The sequence below is a fragment of the Maribacter hydrothermalis genome, from assembly GCF_001913155.1.
In the GTDB taxonomy this organism is placed as follows: Bacteria; Bacteroidota; Bacteroidia; order Flavobacteriales; family Flavobacteriaceae; genus Maribacter; species Maribacter hydrothermalis.
On sequence record NZ_CP018760.1, the window covers coordinates 258350 to 282291 of the forward strand.

The 23942-nt window shown below is 35.6% G+C and carries 21 protein-coding genes; 12 read left to right on the forward strand and 9 right to left on the reverse strand.

Annotated features, from left to right (window positions below):
• Window positions 1-240: 240 nt before the first annotated feature.
• Entirely contained in the window at window positions 241-1041 is an 801-nt protein-coding gene (locus BTR34_RS01175) for a hypothetical protein (protein WP_068484052.1), read from the forward strand.
• A gap of 188 nt (window positions 1042-1229) precedes the next feature.
• Here the strand turns inward: BTR34_RS01175 and BTR34_RS01180 are convergent, their stop codons facing one another.
• On the reverse strand, window positions 1230-2432 hold the full coding sequence (locus BTR34_RS01180) for a cytochrome-c peroxidase (RefSeq protein WP_068484054.1): 1203 nt from the start codon (window positions 2430-2432) through the stop codon (window positions 1230-1232).
• A gap of 302 nt (window positions 2433-2734) precedes the next feature.
• Between BTR34_RS01180 and BTR34_RS01185 the strand changes: the two genes are divergently transcribed.
• Entirely contained in the window at window positions 2735-4297 is a 1563-nt protein-coding gene (locus tag BTR34_RS01185; RefSeq protein WP_068485162.1) for an IS1182 family transposase, read from the forward strand.
• Between the two features lie 292 nt (window positions 4298-4589).
• Here BTR34_RS01185 and BTR34_RS01190 read toward each other — a convergent pair whose 3' ends face one another.
• From BTR34_RS01190 to BTR34_RS01205, 4 genes are all read right to left on the reverse strand, one after another.
• Window positions 4590-5987, reverse strand: a complete 1398-nt coding sequence (locus BTR34_RS01190; protein ID WP_068487093.1) for an alpha/beta fold hydrolase — start codon at window positions 5985-5987, stop codon at window positions 4590-4592.
• Between the two features lie 328 nt (window positions 5988-6315).
• On the reverse strand, window positions 6316-6957 hold the full coding sequence (locus tag BTR34_RS01195; protein WP_068487070.1) for a porin family protein: 642 nt from the start codon (window positions 6955-6957) through the stop codon (window positions 6316-6318).
• A gap of 142 nt (window positions 6958-7099) precedes the next feature.
• Window positions 7100-7753 carry a fructose-6-phosphate aldolase gene (gene fsa / locus BTR34_RS01200; protein WP_068487068.1) on the reverse strand — a complete coding sequence of 218 codons (654 nt, stop codon included), beginning with the start codon at window positions 7751-7753 and terminating at the stop codon, window positions 7100-7102.
• 55 nt (window positions 7754-7808) lie between these two features.
• Window positions 7809-9839 carry a transketolase family protein gene (locus tag BTR34_RS01205; RefSeq protein WP_068487066.1) on the reverse strand — a complete coding sequence of 677 codons (2031 nt, stop codon included), beginning with the start codon at window positions 9837-9839 and terminating at the stop codon, window positions 7809-7811.
• Window positions 9840-10221: 382 nt separating this feature from the next.
• Here BTR34_RS01205 and BTR34_RS01210 point away from each other — a divergent pair, with 382 nt between their 5' ends.
• Entirely contained in the window at window positions 10222-11151 is a 930-nt protein-coding gene (locus BTR34_RS01210; RefSeq protein WP_157483969.1) for an alpha/beta hydrolase family protein, read from the forward strand.
• A gap of 6 nt (window positions 11152-11157) precedes the next feature.
• Here the strand turns inward: BTR34_RS01210 and BTR34_RS01215 are convergent, their stop codons facing one another.
• From BTR34_RS01215 to BTR34_RS01230, 4 genes are all read right to left on the reverse strand, one after another.
• Entirely contained in the window at window positions 11158-11847 is a 690-nt protein-coding gene (locus BTR34_RS01215) for a VIT1/CCC1 transporter family protein (RefSeq protein ID WP_068487061.1), read from the reverse strand.
• Between the two features lie 71 nt (window positions 11848-11918).
• A complete protein-coding gene (gene rpiA / locus BTR34_RS01220) occupies window positions 11919-12596 on the reverse strand; it encodes a ribose-5-phosphate isomerase RpiA (protein ID WP_068487060.1) in 678 nt (225 codons plus the stop codon).
• Between the two features lie 137 nt (window positions 12597-12733).
• Window positions 12734-13606 carry a universal stress protein gene (locus tag BTR34_RS01225; protein ID WP_068487058.1) on the reverse strand — a complete coding sequence of 291 codons (873 nt, stop codon included), beginning with the start codon at window positions 13604-13606 and terminating at the stop codon, window positions 12734-12736.
• A gap of 82 nt (window positions 13607-13688) precedes the next feature.
• On the reverse strand, window positions 13689-14378 hold the full coding sequence (locus BTR34_RS01230) for a Crp/Fnr family transcriptional regulator (protein ID WP_068487056.1): 690 nt from the start codon (window positions 14376-14378) through the stop codon (window positions 13689-13691).
• A gap of 117 nt (window positions 14379-14495) precedes the next feature.
• Between BTR34_RS01230 and BTR34_RS01235 the strand changes: the two genes are divergently transcribed.
• The 9 genes from BTR34_RS01235 to BTR34_RS01275 all read left to right on the forward strand — a co-directional run bounded on the left by BTR34_RS01235 (window position 14496) and on the right by BTR34_RS01275 (window position 23911).
• On the forward strand, window positions 14496-16892 hold the full coding sequence (locus tag BTR34_RS01235; RefSeq protein ID WP_068487054.1) for a heavy metal translocating P-type ATPase: 2397 nt from the start codon (window positions 14496-14498) through the stop codon (window positions 16890-16892).
• A 296-nt stretch (window positions 16893-17188) separates the two neighbouring features.
• Window positions 17189-17398 (forward strand): cbb3-type cytochrome oxidase assembly protein CcoS, encoded by a 210-nt coding sequence (gene ccoS, locus BTR34_RS01240; protein ID WP_068487052.1) that lies wholly within the window; start codon window positions 17189-17191, stop codon window positions 17396-17398.
• Window positions 17399-17400: 2 nt separating this feature from the next.
• Window positions 17401-19599 (forward strand): cytochrome-c oxidase, cbb3-type subunit I, encoded by a 2199-nt coding sequence (gene ccoN / locus BTR34_RS01245; protein WP_068487051.1) that lies wholly within the window; start codon window positions 17401-17403, stop codon window positions 19597-19599.
• An 11-nt stretch (window positions 19600-19610) separates the two neighbouring features.
• On the forward strand, window positions 19611-19802 hold the full coding sequence (locus BTR34_RS01250) for a cytochrome C oxidase subunit IV (RefSeq protein WP_068487049.1): 192 nt from the start codon (window positions 19611-19613) through the stop codon (window positions 19800-19802).
• Complete coding sequence (locus BTR34_RS01255; RefSeq protein WP_068487047.1) at window positions 19799-20755, forward strand: cbb3-type cytochrome c oxidase N-terminal domain-containing protein; 957 nt, start codon at window positions 19799-19801, stop codon at window positions 20753-20755. The genes BTR34_RS01250 and BTR34_RS01255 overlap by 4 nt, the downstream gene beginning before the upstream one ends.
• A gap of 47 nt (window positions 20756-20802) precedes the next feature.
• Window positions 20803-22221: a cytochrome c oxidase accessory protein CcoG gene (gene ccoG / locus BTR34_RS01260; protein WP_068487046.1), complete on the forward strand. Its 1419-nt coding sequence runs from the start codon at window positions 20803-20805 to the stop codon at window positions 22219-22221.
• Between the two features lie 17 nt (window positions 22222-22238).
• A complete protein-coding gene (locus BTR34_RS01265; RefSeq protein WP_068487044.1) occupies window positions 22239-22685 on the forward strand; it encodes a FixH family protein in 447 nt (148 codons plus the stop codon).
• A gap of 3 nt (window positions 22686-22688) precedes the next feature.
• Window positions 22689-23393 carry a sulfite exporter TauE/SafE family protein gene (locus BTR34_RS01270; protein ID WP_068487042.1) on the forward strand — a complete coding sequence of 235 codons (705 nt, stop codon included), beginning with the start codon at window positions 22689-22691 and terminating at the stop codon, window positions 23391-23393.
• 26 nt (window positions 23394-23419) lie between these two features.
• Window positions 23420-23911, forward strand: a complete 492-nt coding sequence (locus BTR34_RS01275) for a GTP-binding protein (RefSeq protein ID WP_068487040.1) — start codon at window positions 23420-23422, stop codon at window positions 23909-23911.
• Window positions 23912-23942 lie beyond the last annotated feature (31 nt).

A 23942-nucleotide genomic window follows, 5' to 3' on the forward strand; every position in this document is an offset into this window, starting at 1 on the left:
GAGGGTGTAAAATTTTAAAATAGTGTTAGTTTCATTTATCTAAAACAACTTTCAAACGAAATTCGACTTTTTTCTGATGAGTTTAAGTGTTATAAATTAACTAAATTAAGACGCTAGATTTCTATTTATACCATGTATAGGTTCATAAATATTGTAATTTTCAAATTAATAGATTCTTGAAATGGGTCAATATCACTGTCGGTTTTTAGTAATTTTACCTATCATATTATATGTTTTAAAATGAAAAAACTTCTTCAAATAAGTAATGCCATAGCATTGATTTTGACAATTTTTATCAACTATTTGTCAAATACAGGTCTTATTAATAACACAACTATTGGCAAAATTTCCGGTGAATTAAATTCGCTCTTCACGCCTTCTGGATATGCCTTTAGCATTTGGGGTTTCATCTATTTATTCCTGTTGGCTTTTATAGTGTATCAAGGAAGAAGTTTATTTGTAAAAGTAAGAGAAGATGATTTCGTTTTAAAAACGGGATGGTGGTTTGTAATTTCTTGTGTATTTAATTGCGCATGGATTTTTGCTTGGCTCTATGGCTACACCGGACTTTCTTGTATCATCATTTTCTTGCAACTCTTTTCACTTTTAAAAATTGTCATGATTAATTCCATGGAACTCAACGACGAACCTATTTCTGTGATTGCATTTCTGTGGTGGCCGTTTGTATTATATAGTGGCTGGGTAACCGTTGCAAGTATTGCTTGTGTCTCTTCCTATCTAACAAAAGTAGGTTGGGATGGCTTTGGTATTTCAGAAGTTACATGGACAATTTTTATGATTACCATCGCCACCATAATTAATCTTATCGTGACATGGACTCGTAATATGAGAGAGTTTGCATTAGTTGGCGCTTGGGCATTGATTGCAATTGCGCACGCCAATAATGAAAGTAATAACGTGATACTGGTTTATGTGGCAGGCATTGCCGCAGGAGTTTTAATCGTTAGTAGTTTGGTTCATGGCTTTATAAATAGAAAGACAAATCCGATGATTAAATGTTTGGAGTATTTTAGGAATTAACCATTGCTGGTATATTATTTTAAATTTTAGTAAATACTTTTTATGGTACGTATTTGAATTACAGCTTAGTTTTTTGAAGTAAACATTTATCAATTAGACTGAAAGTCTTTAAATTACCAATGTTCAGGTCTATAAGTTTGTAGTTACGTTTAGTATTGGGTTTTATTTTCAGCAGTCTAGATAATATATTAATTAATCTCACCACCAACTTCAAGACCACTAGGTACCTTTTCTGGGATAGTTTTGTCAAAACTATCATCGTTTAAAGTATTTAAAAATGATATAATAGATGACATGTCCTTAACCCTTAAAGTCAAATTTTTGGCTAAACTATCAACAGTATGTATAGGAACTTCAGGATTTCTAGATTTGTTAAAGGATAAATCCTCGTAGAATTCCAATACCGCTTTAAGATTTGTTAGTGTGCCATTGTGCATGTATGGCGCTGTAAACCGTAAATTACGAAGTGTCGGCGTTCTAAAACCAAATTGCTGCTCAAAACCATTATCCGGTATTGATAGTTTGTTGTTTTCTGGAACACTTAAGGTATGTATTTTATAATCTGAAAACATTGGTCCATTATGGCAATTTATGCAGCCAACTTTTTTAAATAATTGAAAACCTTTTTTTTCACCTAGTGAAATAGCTTCGGTATCGCCTCGCATATATTTGTCGAAACTGGAGTTGTTAGTAATTAAGGTTCTTTCGTAAGCAGCTATGGCTTTTCCGATATTATCAATGGTTATGGCGTTGGCTTCATTAAAGCTATTATTAAAAAGTTTTTGGTATTCAGGTATTTCTTTTAACCTTAAAACCACCTCTTTTAAAATTTCATCTTCTGAAAAATTTAAGCCACGCATTTCCTCAAGTGTTTTTATAGGTTCTATTGCCTGCGTTTCCAAACTATTAACTCTTGAGTCCCAAAACATAGGAGAATCTTCGGGACTGTATGTATCTAAGGAATTTATACCATTAAAAGCAGTATTTATAATAGTATGTGCATTTCTTTTAAGAAAAGGAATGTTATTTGGTTTTTTAAATTCTCTTGCCAAACCAAACCCAGTACCATTAACTCCAATTGAAATATCTCTAAATTCAGCATAGCCATTATCTGGATGATGACAAGTAGCACATGCCACATCTTTGTCTCCTGACAAAATTGGGTCGAAAAAAAGTAGTCTACCTAAGTTAATTTTTTCCTTAGATTGAGGATTGTTTACAGGTGATTTTATTTCTAGAGGTAAAGCATTTACTAGTTTATTGGCTTTAGGTATAGGGATTGCAATATATTGATCAGATTTTTTTTTGTTATCCGAAACACAACTTGTTAAAAGAGGAATACATAGAAATAAAAAAAGTTCTATTATTTTTTTAAAATTAAGATATCTCATTCTTTAAATAAATTGTATTGCACTAAAATCAGAAAGATAATTGATAATGACTGAGCTAAAGTTAATGCGAAGGCAAGTAAACTTTTCATTTCTGTCTACGCACAAATCAAAATCTTTTTGTTTTTTTCTTTTCATTTTAAAAGCCAAATCCCAACGATTTTGCAATCTTAGCAAATACGCCCAAGCTTTTAAATATAACACTTTCTGCCCTATTTGCTATAGCCATTGTGCCTGTTGCACAAGATATAAAAAATATCGAGCTCTGATCCTTGCCGATCGGACATTTGATCGTAACTTGTTGTATGCAGGGAAAAAAGGAGTACCAGGAGAAGCTTTTCGCTAGTTTCCAACTTAGTGAACGTATACCGAAGAACAATTTTTACAGGCGTTTGGGATCCGCCCTTGATCTTGGTTTCCTCTATAAGTTGACTCGGCCCTATTATGGGGAGAGCGGTCAAAAGAGCATAGACCCCGTGGTGTTCTTCAAGCTTTGTCTGGTGGGTTATCTGGAGAACCTTATCAGCGACCGTAAACTGATTGCGCATTGTTCGATGCGCTTGGACATTCTTTATTTCATAGGCTATGACATTGATGAGGAACTTCCATGGCACAGTACCATAAGCCGTACACGCCAACTGTTTCCAGAGTCCGTTTTCGAGGAAGTGTTCACGAATATTTTACAGTTGTGTATAGAAAAGGGAATGGTAAGTGGTCATACCCAAGCGATAGATTCGGCACCGGTAAAGGCGAACGCGAGTATGGATACCTTGGAACTGAAAGTGCCCGAGGAAGAACTAAAGGAGCACTTGGTGCGGATACGGGCGATCAGCGCCATGGACAGGGAAGTGCCACACCGTAAGTCCAAGGATAATAAAGCGGATAAGGGCGATCGTAGTATTACCGCAAGTGGAAAGGAGCTGAATGCGATAAAGAGCCGTAACAAGAAGTGGGCGAAGGATCAGGATCAAAGACCCGGTGCAGGTAATAAAGGTGCGAAGTACACCAGTAACAAAACACATTATAGCCCAACGGACCCCGATGCCAGGATAAGTGTGAAACCCGGCAAGGCCAGAAAGCTGAACTATCTTTCTCAACTTAGTGTTGACACGGCGCATCATGTTATAACCGACATCAGGGCGTACCATGCAGATGGAAAGGATAACCAGCAATTACAGGATATCGTACAACGCTTGCAAAGAAGATTATGGCAACAAGGTCTGGTATTTGAAAACTGCGTGGCCGATACGGGGTATAGTAGCGGGGAGAACTATGCATTTCTGGAAAACCAAGGGCTAAAAAGTTTCATTCCACCGCATGGCACCTATAAAGGTGGTCCCGATGGGTTTACGTACATCAGGGAACACGACAATTATCTATGCCCACAGGGCAAGGTGATCCCTTTCAAAAAAGTGTTCCTTGACAGCCGGACCAAGACCAAAAAGAAGGCGTACCGCGCGTCGAGCAAGATCTGCAAGGGCTGCTCGATCATGGAAAGCTGCCTTGGAAAGGTCAACGAGAAACAGTTCTCGGTCACGTATTATCGGGCGGAATACGAACGGAACATCGCAAGGGTCGAGAGCCCACAGGGCAGGTATATGAAGGGTAAACGACAAAGCACCGTAGAACCCGTTTTCGGTACCCTCACCCAGTTCATGGGCATGCGCAAGATAAATACGATAGGTCTGGAACAGGCCAACAAGGTGATGCACCTCTCCGCAATCGCCTATAACCTTAAGAAGTACCTGAAATTTGAACTGAAACGTTCAAATAGTGGGCTAGCAAAGCTTGCTTTTAAGGTCTTTATAAAAAGTACTGTCCAAGATATGTTTTCAGTATTCCTAAGGCATCAAAAAGTGACATTCTAATACTGAACCGGTAATAATAAAACCTCTTAAAGAGGCTTTATTATGTTGATTTTATTCAGAATTTAAGCTTGTGCAACGGTTACCGGTGTTAGCGTTTGTTGTTTTCGCCCGAGTATTCCAAAATAGCTAGATTTTTTGCTTTTATTTATCTCCGACCGAGTGGGAAATCCGTTCGAGTTATCTTTTTTGAACTAGTAGGAATTCTTACCAAATAATTTTTCAAAACTCTTCACAACATTGACTTTTACACCAAAAATAGAACAAAAAGTTCTTTTTGATTATCTGAATTTTCCTATTGGGCGTTTTCGTGGAAGTTCCATTCAATTGGTTGTCTTATTGTGCTACAATCTAAATTCGGTTTATTGAATGGATTGTTAAAAAAATCTTCGGTTATTTGAAGCAAACAGGGATTCACCAAATCATGACTTTCATCTGGGAAAACGACCCCGTAACCATTTTTCAAATGCTTTAAAGCTTCGATGGAATTACTAATGGGATTGACTGGGTCCAAACTGCCCGAAACCAACAACGTTGGAACATCTGAAATCACGGGTTGGTTTTCAAGGACCGAAGCTCTAAATGGATGCCAATCGGATAGAGAGTTTAACCCTTCAAAGGTCATAATGTCAAATCCCAGTTCAGATTTTTTCTGAGCATTACTAATTTCAACACTATCCATAAATGGCAGTTCTTCATAGGCCATGACAGAATTGTTCATAGGCCAATGAACAAGATTGTACATAAACTCAATACGTTGAAGGACTTTGATTATGGGTTCCGAATTACCCTTCTCCATCGCTTCAATAATTTCGGGGATATCGGCTATTGAAGAGCGACTATAAAGTGATTGGTGTAATAATAGTAAGGCATCTCGACGGTTTAGAACAAAAGGTTTTGAGTCGTATTCTAAATGCAAGGGTTCAGATTTTAACTTTTTTAGAATTTTTAATAAACGATTTTTAAGGTTTGGATAGCGGCTATTACATTTCTCACTTTGTTGACAACGCTTGAGAACCTCAAAAAGGGAATTTTCAAAATCGATAACCGTTTCTCCAAGTAATTGAGATTCTGGAGCAAAAACGCCTACAAATATTGAGCTACGAACACTAAGTGGAAAATCGCGCATGATGGTCAATCCTAATCTTGAACCATAAGATGCTCCTAATAGATTCCATTGCTCATATCCCAAATCTTTGCGCAAGGCCTCGAAATCAGCAGCATTTTCTTGGCTATTATAGCCTGCTAAATCGACCCCTTTTTTATTGAGTACTTTGCTACATTGATTAAAGATTGAGTCCAAGGCTTTCAATTCTTCTTTAGCACTTAAGTCTTGTCTTACCACAGCAATAATAGCTTTACCTATATTACTACAGTCTGCATCGGACGACGCACCTGTTCCACGTTGATCCATAAGTACAATATCCCTATTGTTCCTAAAAGGATGATTTTTCCAATTCTCTTCCATGATTAAGGTAGGAACACCTGGTCCACCCTGTAAATATAAAATAGGCTTCTTTAAAGAATCGGCTTTTTTAGCCTTAAGAACTTTATATGTCAATTTGAGAGTGCGAGAATCTGAGTCTAGTCTGTTTTCGGGGACTTCTAGAATGCCATCTATGACTTCATACGGAGAAGTTGTATTACATGAATGAAAGAGAACTGCAAAAATTAAAACTGTCCATAAACGCATACTTAATTGATTTTAAAATGACTATTAGAGATTCCGTCAAAACTCAATATTTTTTATATTGAAATTTCCCAAAATGCTTTTTTACAATAAACGCTAACGTTTGAGCTATGCGTAGTGCGGAGGCAAGGAAACATTTCGTTGCCGTCAGCGTGCGTAGCTAAAGCTTATTGCCCGCCCGAACGTGCCTTTTCGGTACGGGCGGGTTTTGCTTTTTCTTTTTTCTTGTCTAAAGCTAAATCCATAAGATTTAGCGACTTTATAAATTTACTCAGACCTTAGCTTTAAACCCTAAAGACCGCATTACGTTTAGGTTTTGTTGTAAAAATTTTTATAAACTATATTCAATTCCTAGATTAAATACAAAAGATTTAATATCATCATCTCGTTTTAATAATCCAGAATATGACCTTAAGTTTAGGGATAAACTTTCTGATAATTTTTGACCAAACCCAAGGATTACTCCAAAATCAAAAGAATCTCCTTCTCTAATCACAAAACTATCATCTTCTCCAGCTAATAATTGCTGAGACGTATTCAAACTTCTGTCAACAATAAATCCAAATTGCGGACCACTTTCAAGATAAAAGCTTTTGGAAAAAAAGACTTTTATTGCTAATGGTATAGAGACAGTCAATTCGTTAACCTGATAAGTGAATTCATATGTATTTCGATTGGGTAATGGATTACCGTTGTAATCGAAGTTAGGAATACTTAAACTTCCCAAATTGACCTTACTACCTTGTAGTGCAAATAAAACCTCTGGTTGAAATTCCAATTTTTCTTCCAAAGAGATATTAAAAAATCCCCCTGCATAAAATCCAATTTTGTATTTATAATCTATAGAATTTTTATTTGGAGTATATTTTCCATAATTAATTCCCGCCTTTAATCCGAAATTAAAACTTTTATCTTGTCCATAGAAGTTTGATAAATTAAATAATAGAAAAATTAGAATTAAAAGTTTTTGCATTTTATTAGTTAGTTAAATTTTTTACAACAGTTGTATAAGATAACAAGTTACTTTATCCATCTTATACAAACACTAATATAAAACAAAAAAACCATCACTTAAAAGTGATGGTTTTCTATATCAATAGACTAAATATTAAGACTTAGTTTCCTTTTTTGTAATCTGCCAAGAACTTCTCTAAACCACTATCAGTTAATGGGTGCTTTAATAGTCCGGTAATTGAACTTAAACCACCTGTCATAACATCAGCACCAATTTTAGCACAATCGATAATATGCATTACGTGACGTACAGATGCTGCTAATATTTGAGTTTCGTAACCGTAGTTATCATAGATTAAACGAATATCTGCAATCAATCCTAATCCGTCTGTAGAGATATCATCTAAACGACCAATAAAGGGCGATACGTAAGTTGCACCCGCCTTCGCGGCCAATAATGCTTGACCAGAAGAGAATACCAATGTACAGTTTGTTCTATATCCTTTATCGGAGAAATATTTAATTGCTTTTACACCTTCTTTAATCATAGGTACTTTAATAACGATTTGCGGGCTAATTTTAACCAACTTCTCGCCTTCTTTTACCATACCTTCAAAATCAGTAGAAATAACCTCAGCACTAACGTCACCGTCTACTAGATCACATATTTTCTTGTAATGCGCCAAAATGTTGTCAGCCCCTGTAATTCCTTCTTTTGCCATTAAAGATGGGTTTGTGGTAACACCATCTAAAATACCCATATCCTGAGCTTCTTTAATCTCGTCTAAATTTGCTGTATCTATAAAAAATTTCATCTTGTCTTATTTTAAATTTATTATGAATGTCTTTTGGGCAAGCCCCAAAGATTATTTATTTTAAAAAATCTACTACTTGTTGGTATACTTGCTCTCCTGTGAAGCCGAATTTTTCATCAAGTACAGTTGCCGGAGCAGAATAACCAAAATGCTCTAAACCGAATACTTTACCGTTTGGTCCTGCCAAGCCTTCTAGGTTTACAGGTAAACCTGCCGTAAGTCCGAAAACTGGTTTGTTTGGCGGAATCACTTTTTCTTGGTATGATTCTGACTGCTGTCTGAATATACCTTCTGATGGTATGGAAGCGATATTCACTTTTAATCCTTCTTTCTCTTCTAATAATTTTGTTGCAGCTACCAATGTTGCTACTTCAGAACCATTAGCGATTAAAATTACATCTGGATTCGCTACTTCTTGTACCAAGTATCCTCCTTTTTCTGCTCCTAATGCTTCTTGGTAACGGTTACCACTCTTCGCTGGTACATCTTTTATCCCTTGACGAGATAAAATAAGTCCGGTCGGCGTTTTTTGGTTTTCCATTGCCATTTTCCAAGCTACGTTTGTTTCTTGAGAATCTGCAGGACGTAAGGCTACAAAACTTTGATCGTGGCTGTGGTTCTTTAATTTCTCTAACAAACGTATTTGAGCTTCTTGCTCTATTGGCTGGTGTGTTGGTCCGTCCTCACCTACTCTAAAGGCATCATGCGTCCATACAAACTTTACTGGTAATTCTTGAATACAGCTTAAACGAATAGCTGGTTTCATATAATCTGAGAATACAAAGAATGTTGCTACTACCGCCATTACTCCGCCATGAAGCGCAATACCGTTAGCCATAGTTGCCATTGTTAATTCTGCTACACCTGCTTGTAAGAATGCTCCAGAGAAATCACCTTTCTTTAAAATGTGTGTTTTCTTTAAGAATCCGTCTGTTTTATCACTGTTCGATAAATCGGCAGAGGATACAATCATATTCTCCACATTTTGCGCTAAATAAGCCAAAACATTAGAAGATGCTGCACGTGTTGCCTGGCCCTCTTTTTGCTCAATAGAGCTAAAGTCTAGTTTAGGTAATTTACCTTCTAAGAAACCATCTAATTTTGCAGATAACGCAGCATTCGAAGAACGCCATGCATCAATTTCTTTTTTCTTAGCTTGTGCTTGGTCTTTCTTTTTATTGATAATTCCTTCGTAGTACTCTTCTACTTTTGAATAGATATCGAAAGGATTTGCTACATCTGCTCCTAAATTTATTAGGGTCTTTTCGTAATCTGCACCTGTATCGCCAATTGGCTTACCGTGCAATTCTGTATACCCTTCGTAAGGACTACCATCTGCAGTTACACAACCTTTACCCATAATCGTTTGACCGATAATTAGTGTTGGCTTATCTGTTTCTGCATTAGCATCTGTAAGTGCTTTTCTTATTTGTTCATGGTCGTGACCGTCTATAGTTACAACTTTCCATCCCCATGCTTCATATTTTTTCGCTGTATCTTCTGAAGTTACCTCATCTGTTTTAGATGATAATTGAACATCGTTAGAATCGTAGAACATAATAAAGTTGCTTAACCCTAAATGACCTGCAATTCTACCTGCACCTTGCGATATTTCTTCTTGTACACCACCATCAGAAATAAAGCCATAAATTTTATGGTTCATCCAATCTCCAAAACGAGCTTTTAAGAAATTTGCCGCAACTGCAGCACCAACTCCCATTGTATGCCCTTGACCTAATGGTCCTGATGTATTTTCAATTCCTCTTGCAACATCTACTTCTGGGTGACCCGGTGTTACCGAACCCCATTGTCTAAAATTAGCAACATCATTCTTTTCATAATTACCTAATAGGTAATACTGCGCATACATTAATGTCGATAAGTGCCCCGCATCCATGAAAAAACGGTCACGAAATGGCCATTTCATATCTGAAGGATCATAGTTGAAAAATTCAGAGTATAAAATGTGCATATAGTCTGCTCCTCCCATTGGCCCACCTGGGTGTCCAGAGTTTGCCTTTTCTACCATCGCTACAGCTAATGCCCTAATATTATCGGCTGCTAATTGATCTAGTTCCTTATTCATTTATTATCAGATTATTTTTCAGGTTCGTGTTTACTTTTTAAACTACTATTATCTCCTCAAAGATACTTTATATCAAGCGCTAATTAAAATAATTTGGACAACATAATTCTATAGTCTTCAAGTCATAAGCGCTTCTACCTCCTTAATTTATATTATCTACACGTTCGAAAGGGTTTTCGAAATAATTCAATTATGTATTTTCTTGAAGCATAATCGTATTAAATACTAGAAGTAAACAACTTACGGAGTACTTTTGCCACAAAATTTTGATTTCACGCAAATAAGTCCTTTTCAAAATCAAATAGCGATTTAGTTGATATGTAACACTTTTTTCAAATTCTGTATACTTTAATTGATTGATGCCGAAGTACAACAACCTAAAATGAAACTAAACATAGCTTCTTTTCTTAAATATCTATTTACCTGTTTATTACTATTTAGTTTACAGATTACTGAAGCTCAAAAAACGAAAGTTATAAAGGATGGTGTACTTAGGCGCACCTATAATTATGCAGATACGCTACAGCTAGATTTCTATAGCATTCCTAAAGATACCATTTCATTAAAACCAACGGTGATTCTTGTACATGGTGGCGGATTTACTGCTGGTCAACGTAATGGTGGCGATGAAGCCGGACTAAGTAGATACTTGGCCAAACAAGGTTTTAATGTAGCATCAATTGACTACAGACTTTCACGAAAAGGGAAATCTTTTGGATGTGACTGTGCTACATCAATAAAAATGGATACCTATATTGAAGCCGTAGCCGACCTTTCTAAAGCCATAAATTATCTTACAAAAAGTACATCCATTTTTAAGGTAGACTCTTCAAAAATATTCCTAATAGGCAGTAGTGCTGGTGCAGAAACCGTTTTAAATTTTCAGTTTATGCGATACGATTATCGTTTTAAAAACCTTCCCTACCCCGATGCAAATATTATAGGAGCCGTAAGTTTATCTGGTGCCGTGCTTGATGAAAATTATATAAATTATAGAAATAAAATTCCGTTGCTTTTTTTCCATGGGGTAAAAGATTCTATTGTACCCTACAATACAAATTCGCATCGCTCTTGTAGTACTACAGATACCGGGTATATTGTTTTAAATGGACCCAAAGCTATTGCAGAACGCTTGAGGGATTTAAATGGGGATTTTAGAATTTTTTATAATGAGAATGGCGGACACGAATGGGCTTCATTAGGTTATGAATTTCCTGAACAGATAAGTCAGTTCTTAGAAGAAGTGCTAAATGGAGTAGCTAATATGAAAGATTTTGAAAACGTTACTTCTCCTATTGAAAGTAGAGAATAAGCGTAACTAAGCCAAATTTACATCAAAGAAATGTCCAATAAGTGCGGTAATTACCATAGCAACAGTGCCCCAAAAGCTAATTCTTAAAATGGCCGTCCACATATTTGAGCCTCCTGCTTTGGCCGCAATTGCACCTAATACTGCCAAGAATACTACTGCAAAGGCATATTGTACATATTCCATATAATCTAGAGATCCAAAATAAGCGACTAATACGGGTAATAATCCGCCAAAAATAAATGCTGCTCCAGACGATAAAGCCGCTAATAAAGGATTAGCTTGAGTAATATGATTAATACCTAACTCATCTCTTGCATGTGCCCCTAATGCATCATGAGCAGTTAATTGTTTTGCTACTTGTAAAGCTAAATTCTTATCTAATCCGCGTTCTTCATAGATTTCAGCGAGCTCTTTTAATTCTTCTTCCGGCATTTCTTCTAGTTCTGTACGCTCCCTAGCCAAATCTGCCTTTTCTAAATCTTCTTGCGAACTAACCGATACATATTCCCCTGCAGCCATGGATAAAGCCCCTGCAACCAAACCTGCCACTCCGGCTAGTATTATAGGCTCTCTAGTAGAGCTCGCCGCAGCTACACCAATTACTAAACTAGCAGTTGACAAAATACCATCATTAGCCCCTAAAACAGCTGCTCTTAACCATCCGCTTCTTGTACCGTAATGTGTTTCGTTCTGCATAGTTGTTCTGTTTATTACTATAGCTGTTTATATAATTACCGTTGGAGTCTTTTAAATACGCGATTTATAAACTATCTCCTCTTCTCAATGGCTTGTTCTCCTTTTCCTATAATTACCAAATTGGTTGTGGTCAAGAATAATCCCGTTTCTACAATGCCCGGAATGGTTTTTAATTTTTGTTCTAAATCGGTCAATTTCACAGTGGTATTCCAAATATCAACATCTACAATATCGTTATTCTCATCTGTTTTATAATCGGCATCGCCCTTAAGTCGCTGGACTGGACTAAGACCCATTTCTTCCAATTCTATTTTGATAAGTTTTGTAGCAAACGGGATGGTTTCTATAGGTAACTTAAACTTTCCGAGTTTTGATACACTTTTAGAAGAGTCGGCAATTATAATATTCATATCAGAATTATGTGCCACTATCTTTTCGCGTAGCAATGCTCCTCCTCCACCTTTAATTAATTGAAAATCATCATCGACCTCATCTGCCCCGTCAATCGTAACATCCAACCTTTTTGCTTCGGCAAGTGTAATTACATCAATACCGATTTTAGTCGCTAATTTTTCGGTTTCATTAGAAGTGGCTACGGCTTTTATCACTGCTCCATTTTTAACCATTTCTCCAATAGCTTCAATCATAAAAAAGGCTGTTGAGCCTGTTCCTAAACCTACCGACATGCCAGATTTCACATACTTAACAGCTGCTAAAGCCGCTACTTTCTTTTCGTTTACCGAGTTCATTTTTTAAGTATTCTAAATTAAACTTGTTTTTTCTAAGCGCTAAAGATATTTATAATAAACAAAAGCCCTAATGCTATGTTGGCTAAAAGGTAAAAAAGTATGTTTTAGAAGAGTTCAAGAAAAAATAGCGCTGTTTTCTAATGATTAACCATACTATTGCTTTCAACCCCTTGGATTATCAACAAAGGTATTTCTGAACAAAAGGCAGAACGCTCAACAACAAAATCTCTACATAAATTATTTATGAAGCTATTAGTTACATTGGACATCAACAATAACTGACAATTTGCTTGGTTTATAAACTGCTTTAATGATATAGAAAATGATTCCTGGGGCTTTAAATAATGAAAAGAATGAGAAATGGCAGCTAAGGACTTGTCTATCATATCTTGATTAATTCTTTGTAATTCTGACATACGACCTTCCTCATTTTGAACCTCTATGACATGTACTGTGCATTTTAATGTTTCTGCCATTTGTACAATTGTATTTAATTCTTCAGTACTATAAAACTGGTTGTAATCGGCAACAAAAGCGATATTCCAAGGCCGCACTACTTTACCATCCTTAGGTATAATAATTACGGGACAGTTACTTATGGCATTTAATACCCTAACCGTATTTCTACCCATAAAGATTGATACATTTTCAGAGCTACCTGAAGCACTCATGATAATAAAATCTATTTTATATTCTTCAACTGTTTCCTTTACTTCTTCTATGAACAATGAAAATGAAGAAATAGATTGGTAATGGTGAAGCGGATTTTTATATTCCTTTTTAACTTGCTGAATTACTTTTTTTAAACCTTTTTCCGATACAAGTTGTGCGGATGAGTTTTGTATTCCATTTATACCTGTACCGGCCATTAGTCTATTACTATGCAGCTCTGGCGTATAGGTATTTAAAAAGTAAAAAGTACAATTGGTAGCCTCAAATAATTGAAGGGCATACTTGGTTGCATTCCATGCAGCTATTGAAAAATCGGTAGGTATTAGTATATTTTTCATTTGAATGATGCTGGTCAATTGGCTATAAATTTATAAGTCTTAATGAATTGAAACTATGACTTATATCAGAATTTAAAGAAATTTAAAATCCGTCTGCTAATTCTTGTAATTTTTGCTCTTGTAAAATCCCAATTTTTTTACCCGCTGATTTGATGAGTCCTTTTTTCTTAAATTCAGATATCATTCTAATAAGTGATTCTGTTGCAGCACCCACTATATTTGCATAATCATCTCTACTTAAAGTCAATAACAAAAAGCCACTCTCATCTTCCCCATAGTTCTTTTTCAAATAAATAAATGCTTCCGCCAAACGCTGTTTCACGGTTTTTTGAGACATATTTACAATGACATCATCTGCCTCTTTTAAATCGTGCGCCAAGTGACGGAGTACTTCCAGTGAAAAATTAGGGTTTGTATTCAAGGTATTAGAAATAACTTCTTTTGGAATAAAGCATACCTCCATATCATTTATTGCAGTTGCACTAAGGTTTGTAAAATCTTCTGCAATTACAGAACGTTGACCCATAATCTCTCCTTTATTGGTAAGTTTCACAATCTGTTCTTTACCGTTACTACTAAGTTTAGAAAGTTTAGATACCCCTTCTTTTACGCAAAAAACGCCATCGAGTTTTTGACCTTCTATAAATAAGGCGTCACCTTTTTTTATCTTTTTAGAAATTTTAGAATCAGAAACTTTTTGCAATTCCGTTTTGCTCAACGCTCTTAATGAATTAAACTGACGTATAATACAATTTTCGCATCTGCTTTCCATGACTTTTCATTTAATGTTCAACAAAATTAGGTAAGCACATTAATCTAAAAACTGACAATTATCATGTTTTATAACGTCCCTGCTGTGCACCTTTGCTCCCAGTAAGAGTTCTTTATTATGCAAGATACAAAATGCTTTCATTGTGGTGATTCTTGTGACAGACAACTCATTGAATTTGATGAGAAGTCGTTCTGTTGCGCAGGGTGTAAAACGGTTTACGAAATCTTTTCTACTAATGATCTAGAGCACTATTACGAAATACAGGCAGCTGCTGGTAGCACACCTAAATTTATTGAAGGAAAGTATGATTATCTTGAAAATGAAGAAATCACCAATAAGTTAATAGAATTTAATGATGGTACTATTCAAATCATTAATTTATATATTCCAAATATTCATTGTAGCTCTTGTATCTGGATTCTAGAAAACCTTAAAAAACTTAATCCGAACGTAACAAATTCACAGGTAGATTTCCCTAAGAAAACAATTAGAGTTACTTATAAACAAGCTGAATTCAGTCTTAAAAACTTAGTCCTATTACTAGCCAATATTGGCTACGAACCTTACATTTCTTTAGACGATTTTGAAGGAAAGAAAAAAGCAACTGATAGAACCTTAATTTACAAACTTGGGGTTGCTGGTTTCGCTTTTGGTAATGTCATGTTTCTTTCTTTTCCAGAGTATTTTGACTTAGGCTCAAGCGCAGCTTCTGGCGGGGAATTTTGGCTAAACAAATACCAACACATTTTTCGTTGGCTTATGTTTATTTTCTCTTTACCAGTAGTATTCTATGCGGGTTGGGATTATTTTGTGTCTGCCTACAAAGGTTTGCGTGCTAAACTATTAAATATAGATGTCCCTATTGCCCTTGGAATTTTAGTGTTGTTCTTAAGAAGTACGTATGAAATAGCGTTTCATGTAGGCAGTGGTTTTTTTGATTCCCTAACCGGTTTGGTATTCTTTCTTCTTTTAGGCAAGTTCTTTCAGCAACGTACCTATAGTTTTTTATCTTTTGAACGAGATTACAAATCCTATTTTCCTATTGCTATTACTCGGTTAAATGACCAGGGCAAAGAAGAAACTGTTCCTGTTCAGGAAATTGTAAAAGGAGATAAAATTTTAATTCGTAATGAAGAAATGATTCCTGTTGATGGAAAACTGGTTTACGGTAATGCCCAAATAGACTATAGTTTTGTTTCTGGAGAATCTGAACCAGTTTCAAAAACCGTTGGTGAACTCATATTTGCAGGTGGCAAACAATTAAATGGTGTTATAGAAATGGTAGCTTTAAAATCGGTCTCACAAAGTTATTTAACACAGCTTTGGGGTAATGCCGTTTTTGAAACCGATAAAACCACTACTTTTCAAAACATTACCGACAGTATTGGTAAACGTTTTACCATTTCAGTACTTTCAATTGCCTTTATAGCTACTGCTTTTTGGTTATTCCACGACCCATCAAAAGCAATGAATGTATTTACTGCGGTTTTAATTATCGCTTGTCCATGTGCCATTGCCTTAGCATCTCCTTTTACATTAGGAAATATGTTGCGCATTTTCGGGAAGAAAAAATTCTATATTAAAAACACTCAAACTATAGAACAACTATCGAAAATTGACACTGCAATCTTTGACAAAACCGGTACCATTACTACCACCCAAAAAAGTACAGCTCACTATGAAGGTATGCCACTAACTGCAGAGGAAGAATCTATATTAAAGAATACCATAAGGGCATCTAACCACCCTTTAAGCAGATCTTTATATGATCTTCTTAAAGAACAGAATATAATAACCTTAGATGAATATGAAGAACACGTAGGAAAAGGTCTTGAGAGCAGTAAAAATGATATAAGTATGAAAATAGGTTCGGCAGATTTTGTGGGTAAAGCAAAAGCCGATAGTCTATTAGATACGTCTATTTACATCAGTACAAACAAAGGTTATAAAGGTAGGTATGTTTTTCAAAATAAATATAGAGATGGTCTTTCCGATGTATTTAAGGACATGTCACAATCACTTAATTTGGCCATTTTATCTGGTGATAATGAGGGAGAAAAAGAACGCTTAGAAGCATTACTTCCCAAATTGACTCCCCTTTACTTTAATCAGAAACCTGATACAAAGTTGGAGTTCATAAAATCGTTACAAGACCAAGGTAAAAAAGTTCTTATGGTCGGTGACGGATTAAATGATGCTGGTGCGCTTGCACAAAGTAATGTAGGTATCGCCATATCAGAAAACATCAATGTCTTCTCCCCTGCTTGTGATGCCATTCTTGATGCTTCTAAATTTCAACAATTATATAGCTACATATTAGCTTCTAAAAAAGCTATTCGTATTATTAAAATGAGCTTTGTACTATCGCTTCTTTATAATTGTATTGGGCTTTACTTTGCAATTACGGGTCAGTTACAACCGGTTATTGCTGCTATTTTAATGCCTTTAAGCTCTATTAGCATTGTTATTTTTACAACTGTTATGACCAACCTTATTGGTAGAAAATTGGGATAATACCCTATAAATTTCATCAAACTTAATCTTATAAAACACACCTAGCTAAACACAAGTGTCCAATTATATTTTTTATATAAAATCGTGAAAATTTTTTAAACAAATATTTATTCTCAATAGGTTTTAAGCTAATAAAAACATACAGCAACGTACTTTATATCAAATACTTACAACTAAACAACTCAAATTACACCTCACTATTTTTTAGATTTTATTAAGATATTTTTTAAAGTATGACAATTGTCATTTTCTAAGGCTTTTAACCCCCTTAATTTTACTTCATAATTCAGGTAGGTATGAGTGTTATTTATGTGTTACTGGCTATCAGCATTCTTGTTGCAGTCATTTTTTTCATTGCATTTATTGTTTCCGTTAAAAGTGGTCAGTACGATGATTCGTATACCCCATCGGTTCGTATGCTTTTTGAAGATGAGCTAGTTAAAACTCCAAAGACTAGTGCCAAAGAATTTACTAAAAAGAAAATCCAACTAAATAAACAAGTATAATTATGGAAGTTCAGCAGTTTTATTACGATAACAAAATCGTGAAAAATTTCCTCTATGCAACCATGTTCTGGGGTATTGTGGGTATGTCCGTAGGCTTATTATTAGCCTTTATGTTCATGTTTCCTAACTTAACCGATGGCATTTCATGGTTGAGTTTTGGTCGTTTACGCCCGTTGCACACCAACGCGGTAATTTTTGCATTTGTAGGTAATGCTATTTATGCGGGAGTCTACTACTCTACACAACGTCTTCTTAAAGCACGTATGTATAGTGACTTTCTAAGTAAATTCAATTTTTGGGGTTGGCAAGCGATAATAGTCGCCGCAGCAATTACCCTACCATTAGGATATACAAGTACAAAAGAATATGCTGAGCTAGAATGGCCTATAGATATTGCCATTGCATTAGTTTGGGTAGCATTTGGAGCAAACCTTATTGGTACTATGATAAAAAGGAGACAACGTCACCTTTATGTGGCGATCTGGTTTTATTTAGCAACTTTTGTTACTGTTGCCGTACTACATATCTTCAATAGTTTAGAGCTGCCCGTAAGTGCATTAAAAAGTTACTCTGTTTATGCTGGTGTACAGGATGCCTTGGTACAATGGTGGTACGGACATAATGCGGTTGCATTTTTCTTGACTACCCCATTTTTAGGACTTATGTATTATTTTGTTCCTAAAGCGGCCAACAGACCAGTGTATTCTTACAGACTGTCTATTGTCCACTTTTGGTCATTGATTTTTATCTATATATGGGCTGGTCCTCACCACTTATTATATTCTGCTTTGCCAGATTGGGCTCAGAATTTAGGTGTTGCTTTTTCCGTTATGCTTTTAGCGCCATCTTGGGGTGGTATGATTAACGGATTATTGACACTTCGTGGTGCTTGGGATAAAGTACGTACCGATCCTGTTTTAAAATTTATGGTGGTTGCAATTACAGGTTATGGTATGGCAACTTTTGAAGGTCCTTTATTATCGCTTAAAAATGTAAACGCAATTGCGCACTTTAGCGATTGGATTATTGCTCACGTACACGTTGGTGCTTTAGCTTGGAACGGGTTCTTGACCTTTGGTATGATTTATTACTTGGTACCTAAAATGACCAAAAATAAATTATTCTCCATTGGCTTAGCAAACTTTCACTTCTGGATAGGCACGTTAGGGATAATTCTATATACGTTACCCATGTATGTTGCCGGATTTACCCAAGCGTTAATGTGGAAAGATTTTAATCCGGACGGAACTTTAGTGTACGGTAACTTCTTAGAAACTGTAAATGAAATTATGCCAATGTATTGGATGCGTGCTATTGGTGGAAGCCTTTATATAGTTGGTGCTTGTGTTATGATATATAATGTTGTACGTACCATAAAATCTGGAAGTACTATAGTGGATGAATTGGCAGAAGCTGCTGCACTTACTACAGTTTCTAAACATAGAACTGCTGGCGAAACTTTTCATACTTGGTTAGAGCGTAAGCCTATTCAATTAACTATTTTAGCTACCGTTGCTATATTAATTGGAGGAATTATTCAAATTGTACCAACAATTTTGGTGAAATCTAATATACCCACGATTACTAGCGTAAAACCTTATACTCCTTTAGAATTAGAAGGTCGTGATTTATATATTCGAGAAGGTTGTGTTAGCTGCCATTCGCAAATGGTGCGTCCATTTAGAAGTGAGGTAGAGCGTTATGGTGAATATGCCAAAGCCGGAGAATTTGTATATGATCACCCGTTCCTTTGGGGTAGTAAACGTACAGGACCAGATTTGCTTAGGGTAGGTGGAAAATATTCTGACAATTGGCACTTAAATCATATGTACGATCCTCAGAGTACTTCATCGGGTTCTATTATGCCCTCCTATTCTTGGATGGTACGGGACAAGCATGACCGTAGTGACATTAAAGCAAAAATGGAAGCTATGGTAACCTTAGGAGTTCCATATACTGACGAAGAAATTGAAAATGCCGATGCGTTAATGGATGCCCAGGCAGAGCAAATCGAGAAAAATTTGTATACAGATCCAGATTTTGCTAAAAACTATGAAGCAGATAAAAAATACGCTGCTGATAACGGAGAAGATTTCATTGAAATGAGAGACCGCGAAATTGTATCCTTAATTGCTTACTTACAACGCTTAGGTACTGACATTAAGGTTAAGGAAACTGGCGAAATATTATCTGACAATTAAAACTAAAAATCATGTTCAAATTTGTAAAAGGTTACATGGAAACTATAGATGGCGTAGCTACCTACCCCATGATATCATTACTAATATTCTTTGTGTTTTTCACATTGTTATTTTGGTGGGTAATTACTGCCTCAAAATCATACATTAAAGAAGTTAGCGAATTACCTTTAGAAGAAGATAACCAACAAAATAAACCGTTATGAAAAACAAAACAGCTTGGTGGCTTAGAATAACAGTGGCCTTTTTCTTGGTCGTTGTACTTATGGAAGTTTATATCGATAGTGGAGATCAACCTGCCTTTTTGGTTTACCCTACCTTGATGTTTGGCTTCATGGCCCTTATTTTACTTTTATTAATTGCTATAGCTTTTATTGTTCAAGCAATTGAAAATGTACTATACAATACCCTAGATGAGGAAGCTAAAGTTAGATACTTGGCCACAAAAGAAGATAAATGGGAATGGACCTGGGGCAAAAAAATGTACAACAAAATGCTTGGTTCTAAATCTATGGACGAAGAGGTTGAGATTATTCTTGACCATAACTACGATGGAATTCGCGAGCTAGATAATAACTTACCACCTTGGTGGGTATACCTATTTTATGCATCAATAGTTTTTGCCGTAGTTTATTTAGTTCGTTTTCACATTTATGATGATTACACCCAAGATCAAGAATACGAACAAGAAGTTGCTGCCGCGCAATTAGAGATAGAGGAATACAAGAAAACAGCAAAAGGACTTGTAGATGCCAATACGGTTGAACTCTTAACTGATGCATCTGACATCAATGCCGGTAAAACTATTTTTGAAATCAATTGTGTTGCTTGCCATATGGCCGATGGTGGTGGCGGTATTGGTCCAAACTTAACCGATCCAAACTGGATCCTTGGTGGTGGTATCAAAAACGTCTTCAATACCATTTCAGAAGGCGGTCGTGACGGTAAAGGTATGATTGCTTGGAAACAAAACTTAAAACCATTAGAAATGGCTCAAGTAGCTAGTTATGTATTAAGCTTTCAAGGTACTACTCCAGCCAATCCTAAAGCTGCTGAAGGTGATATTTGGGTTGACCCTAACGCTCCTACTCCAGCAACTCCAGCACAAGAAGCTACACCAGAAATGGAAATAGACTCGGCAGCTGTTACAATGAATTGAATAAAATGAGAAGGTAAAACCTCTCCAAGTTTGTAAAGAGAAATAAAATGTCACAAGATCAAGATAATTTTAGAGATTCCATTGGCACCATTAAAGAAGATGGCAAACGCGCATGGGTTTTTCCTAAAAAACCAAGTGGCAAATTTTACGAGTATCGTAAATATGTTAGCTATGCACTACTAACTTTCTTGATAGCAGCTCCATTTATAAAAATAAATGGCAATCAGTTTTTAATGTTCAATGTTCTTGAAAGGCGTTTTAACATCTTTGGTTTTCCATTTTATCCACAAGATTTTCACCTCTTTGTTATTTCTATGATTATTGGGGTTATTTTCATTGCCCTATTTACAGTAGCCTTTGGTCGTATTTTTTGTGGATGGATGTGCCCACAAACCATTTTCTTAGAAATGGTTTTTCGCAGAATCGAATATTGGATAGACGGTGACCGTGGCGCACAAATGCGATTAGACCGCCAAGAATGGAATGCCGAAAAGATTAGAAAACGTGTACTAAAATGGATTATCTTTTTTATCATCTCGTTTATAATAGCCAATGTATTCCTTGCTTATTTAATTGGTAGCGACCGCTTAATACAATACGTTACCGATGGGCCTGCGCAACATGTAAGCACAATGGTATCCCTTTTAATATTCACAGGCGTTTTCTATTTCGTATTTGCTTGGTTTAGAGAACAGGTATGTATTATTGCCTGTCCCTACGGCCGAATGCAAGGGGTTTTATTGGATAATAAATCTATTGTAGTTGCATATGATTATAAAAGAGGAGAAGGAGAAAACGGGAGAAAAAAATGGCGTAAGAATGAAGACCGTGAAGAACTTGGACATGGTGATTGTATTGACTGTAATCAATGTGTAAACGTATGCCCTACTGGTATTGACATAAGAAACGGAACACAATTAGAGTGTGTTAACTGTACTGCTTGTATTGACGAATGCGATACTATTATGGAGAAAGTAGATCTTCCAAAAGGGTTAATACGCTATGCAAGTGAAAATGAGATAACAAAAAAAGAAAAATTCAAGTTTACACCGCGTTTAAAAGGGTATACTGCTGTGTTAGTTATATTAACTGGTGTACTTATTGGCATGATGTTTTTACGAAACGACCTGGAAGCCAATATTTTAAGACTACCAGGCCAACTGTATGAGCATAAGGAAGGAAATATTATAAGTAATGTGTACACCTATAAATTGTTGAACAAAACAACTAAAACCGTTGAGAATGTGCATTTTGAATTGATTTCTCCTAAAGGTGAAATTAAATTAGTACGTCACGAGAATTTTGATGTACAGCCCGAAGCTCTTGCAGAAGGTACCTTGTTTATCGAAATTAATGCTTCCGCATTAAGCGGTGATAAGAACAATCTAAAAATAGGAGTTTATAGTGATGAAAAGCTTATAGAAACTACAACGGCTAGGTTTTTGGCTCCACGGAGTTATAAATAGAATTAAAAATAAAAATTATGAAAATTAATTGGGGTACTGGTATCGTAATAGCTATTCTAGCCTTTATGGGTTTTATTCTATTTTTTGTGGTTACGATGACCACTAGCCATAATGCAAATCATGATTTGGTAACAGAAGAATATTATAAGGCTGAACTAGGATATCAAAAAGAGATTGATGCCGAGCAGAATGCACGTAGAGCAAAAGAACAAATTCAACTACAAAAAGTAACTGATGGGTTATTGGTTATTTTTCCAAAAGGTTACGATAATACTAATATAACTGGTAATGTGTCCCTGTACAGACCATCTAATAAGCACTTGGATTTTAACTTACCCATAGTTTTATCCGATTCACATTTGCTCATACCTGACAAACGTTTGTTAGATGGTCGTTGGGACATTAAAATTGCTTGGAAACATAACGGAAAAGAATTTCTACATAAAGAAAGTTTAACCTTTTAGTATATGCTACTATCTGCCTTCATATTAGGACTAATGGGAAGTTTGCACTGTGTTGGTATGTGTGGCCCTATTGCCTTTATGTTGCCGGTAGACCAAACTAATAACTACAAGAAATTCGGTCAAATATTTATTTATCATTTTGGTCGTTTAATGGCATATGGCATTATAGGCTTACTATTTGGATTACTTGGAAAGGGACTCTCTGTTTTTGGAATACAACAAAAGCTTTCCATTGCCATTGGAGCCATAATGATTCTTATAGTTTTAATCCCATATAAAACGTTCAACAAGTATAATTTTTCAAAACCTATCTATAAAATCATATCAAAAGTTAAGAACCAATTGGGTAAAGAATTAAAGAAAAAATCACCCGATACGTTTTTAACCATTGGTTTTTTAAACGGATTTTTGCCTTGTGGATTAGTCTATATGGCACTTTTTGGAGCAATTGCCATGGGGAATGCAGTGCAGGGTAGTTTATATATGGTTTTATTTGGATTAGGAACTATACCATTAATGACCACTGCTATCTATTTTAGCGGGCTATTAAAAGGTGGTATTCGTCAAAAAGTACAAAAAGCAATTCCTGTTTTTGTAGTGGCTATTGGCCTACTTTTTATTCTTAGAGGTCTAGGTCTAGGTATACCGTATGTTTCACCAGCACCAGTGGTTGAAATGGCGTCGAGCGTAATTGAATGCCATAATTAAATGCCAATACTAAAAACGAACTATTTATGAAACCTTTACCAAACGAAATTGTACTTCGCCCTAGGTTTCAAATAGCTAGTTCCGAAAACAAAGAAACAGTTCTTCAAAAATTCGAAAACGTATCTGAGCCTCCATTTTTAGTAAATAGATTAGATGACCATGTTTTTATAAAATTCAATGTAAAAAATAACCATTTTTGGTCACCACAACTACATTTAGAAATTGACGAAGTTGATGAGACTAATTGCCAAATTAATGCCATTTTTGGTCCCAACCCTACACTTTGGACTTTCTTTATGTTCATACATTTTGTTATAGCTACTCTTTTTATAATTATTGGAATTTGGGCATATACAAGTGCAGCATTAAACAAACCATATCATTTTCAGATGGGCTCAATGGTTGTGATTACAGTTTTATGGTTTGTACTTTATTTTTTAGGTAGAAGCGGCAAGAAAAAAGGAAAACCACAAATGCACCAATTGCATGGTTTTGCCATGAAAGTTCTTACAAAATAATTTTTAATTCAAATAGCAGCTTTATTATATT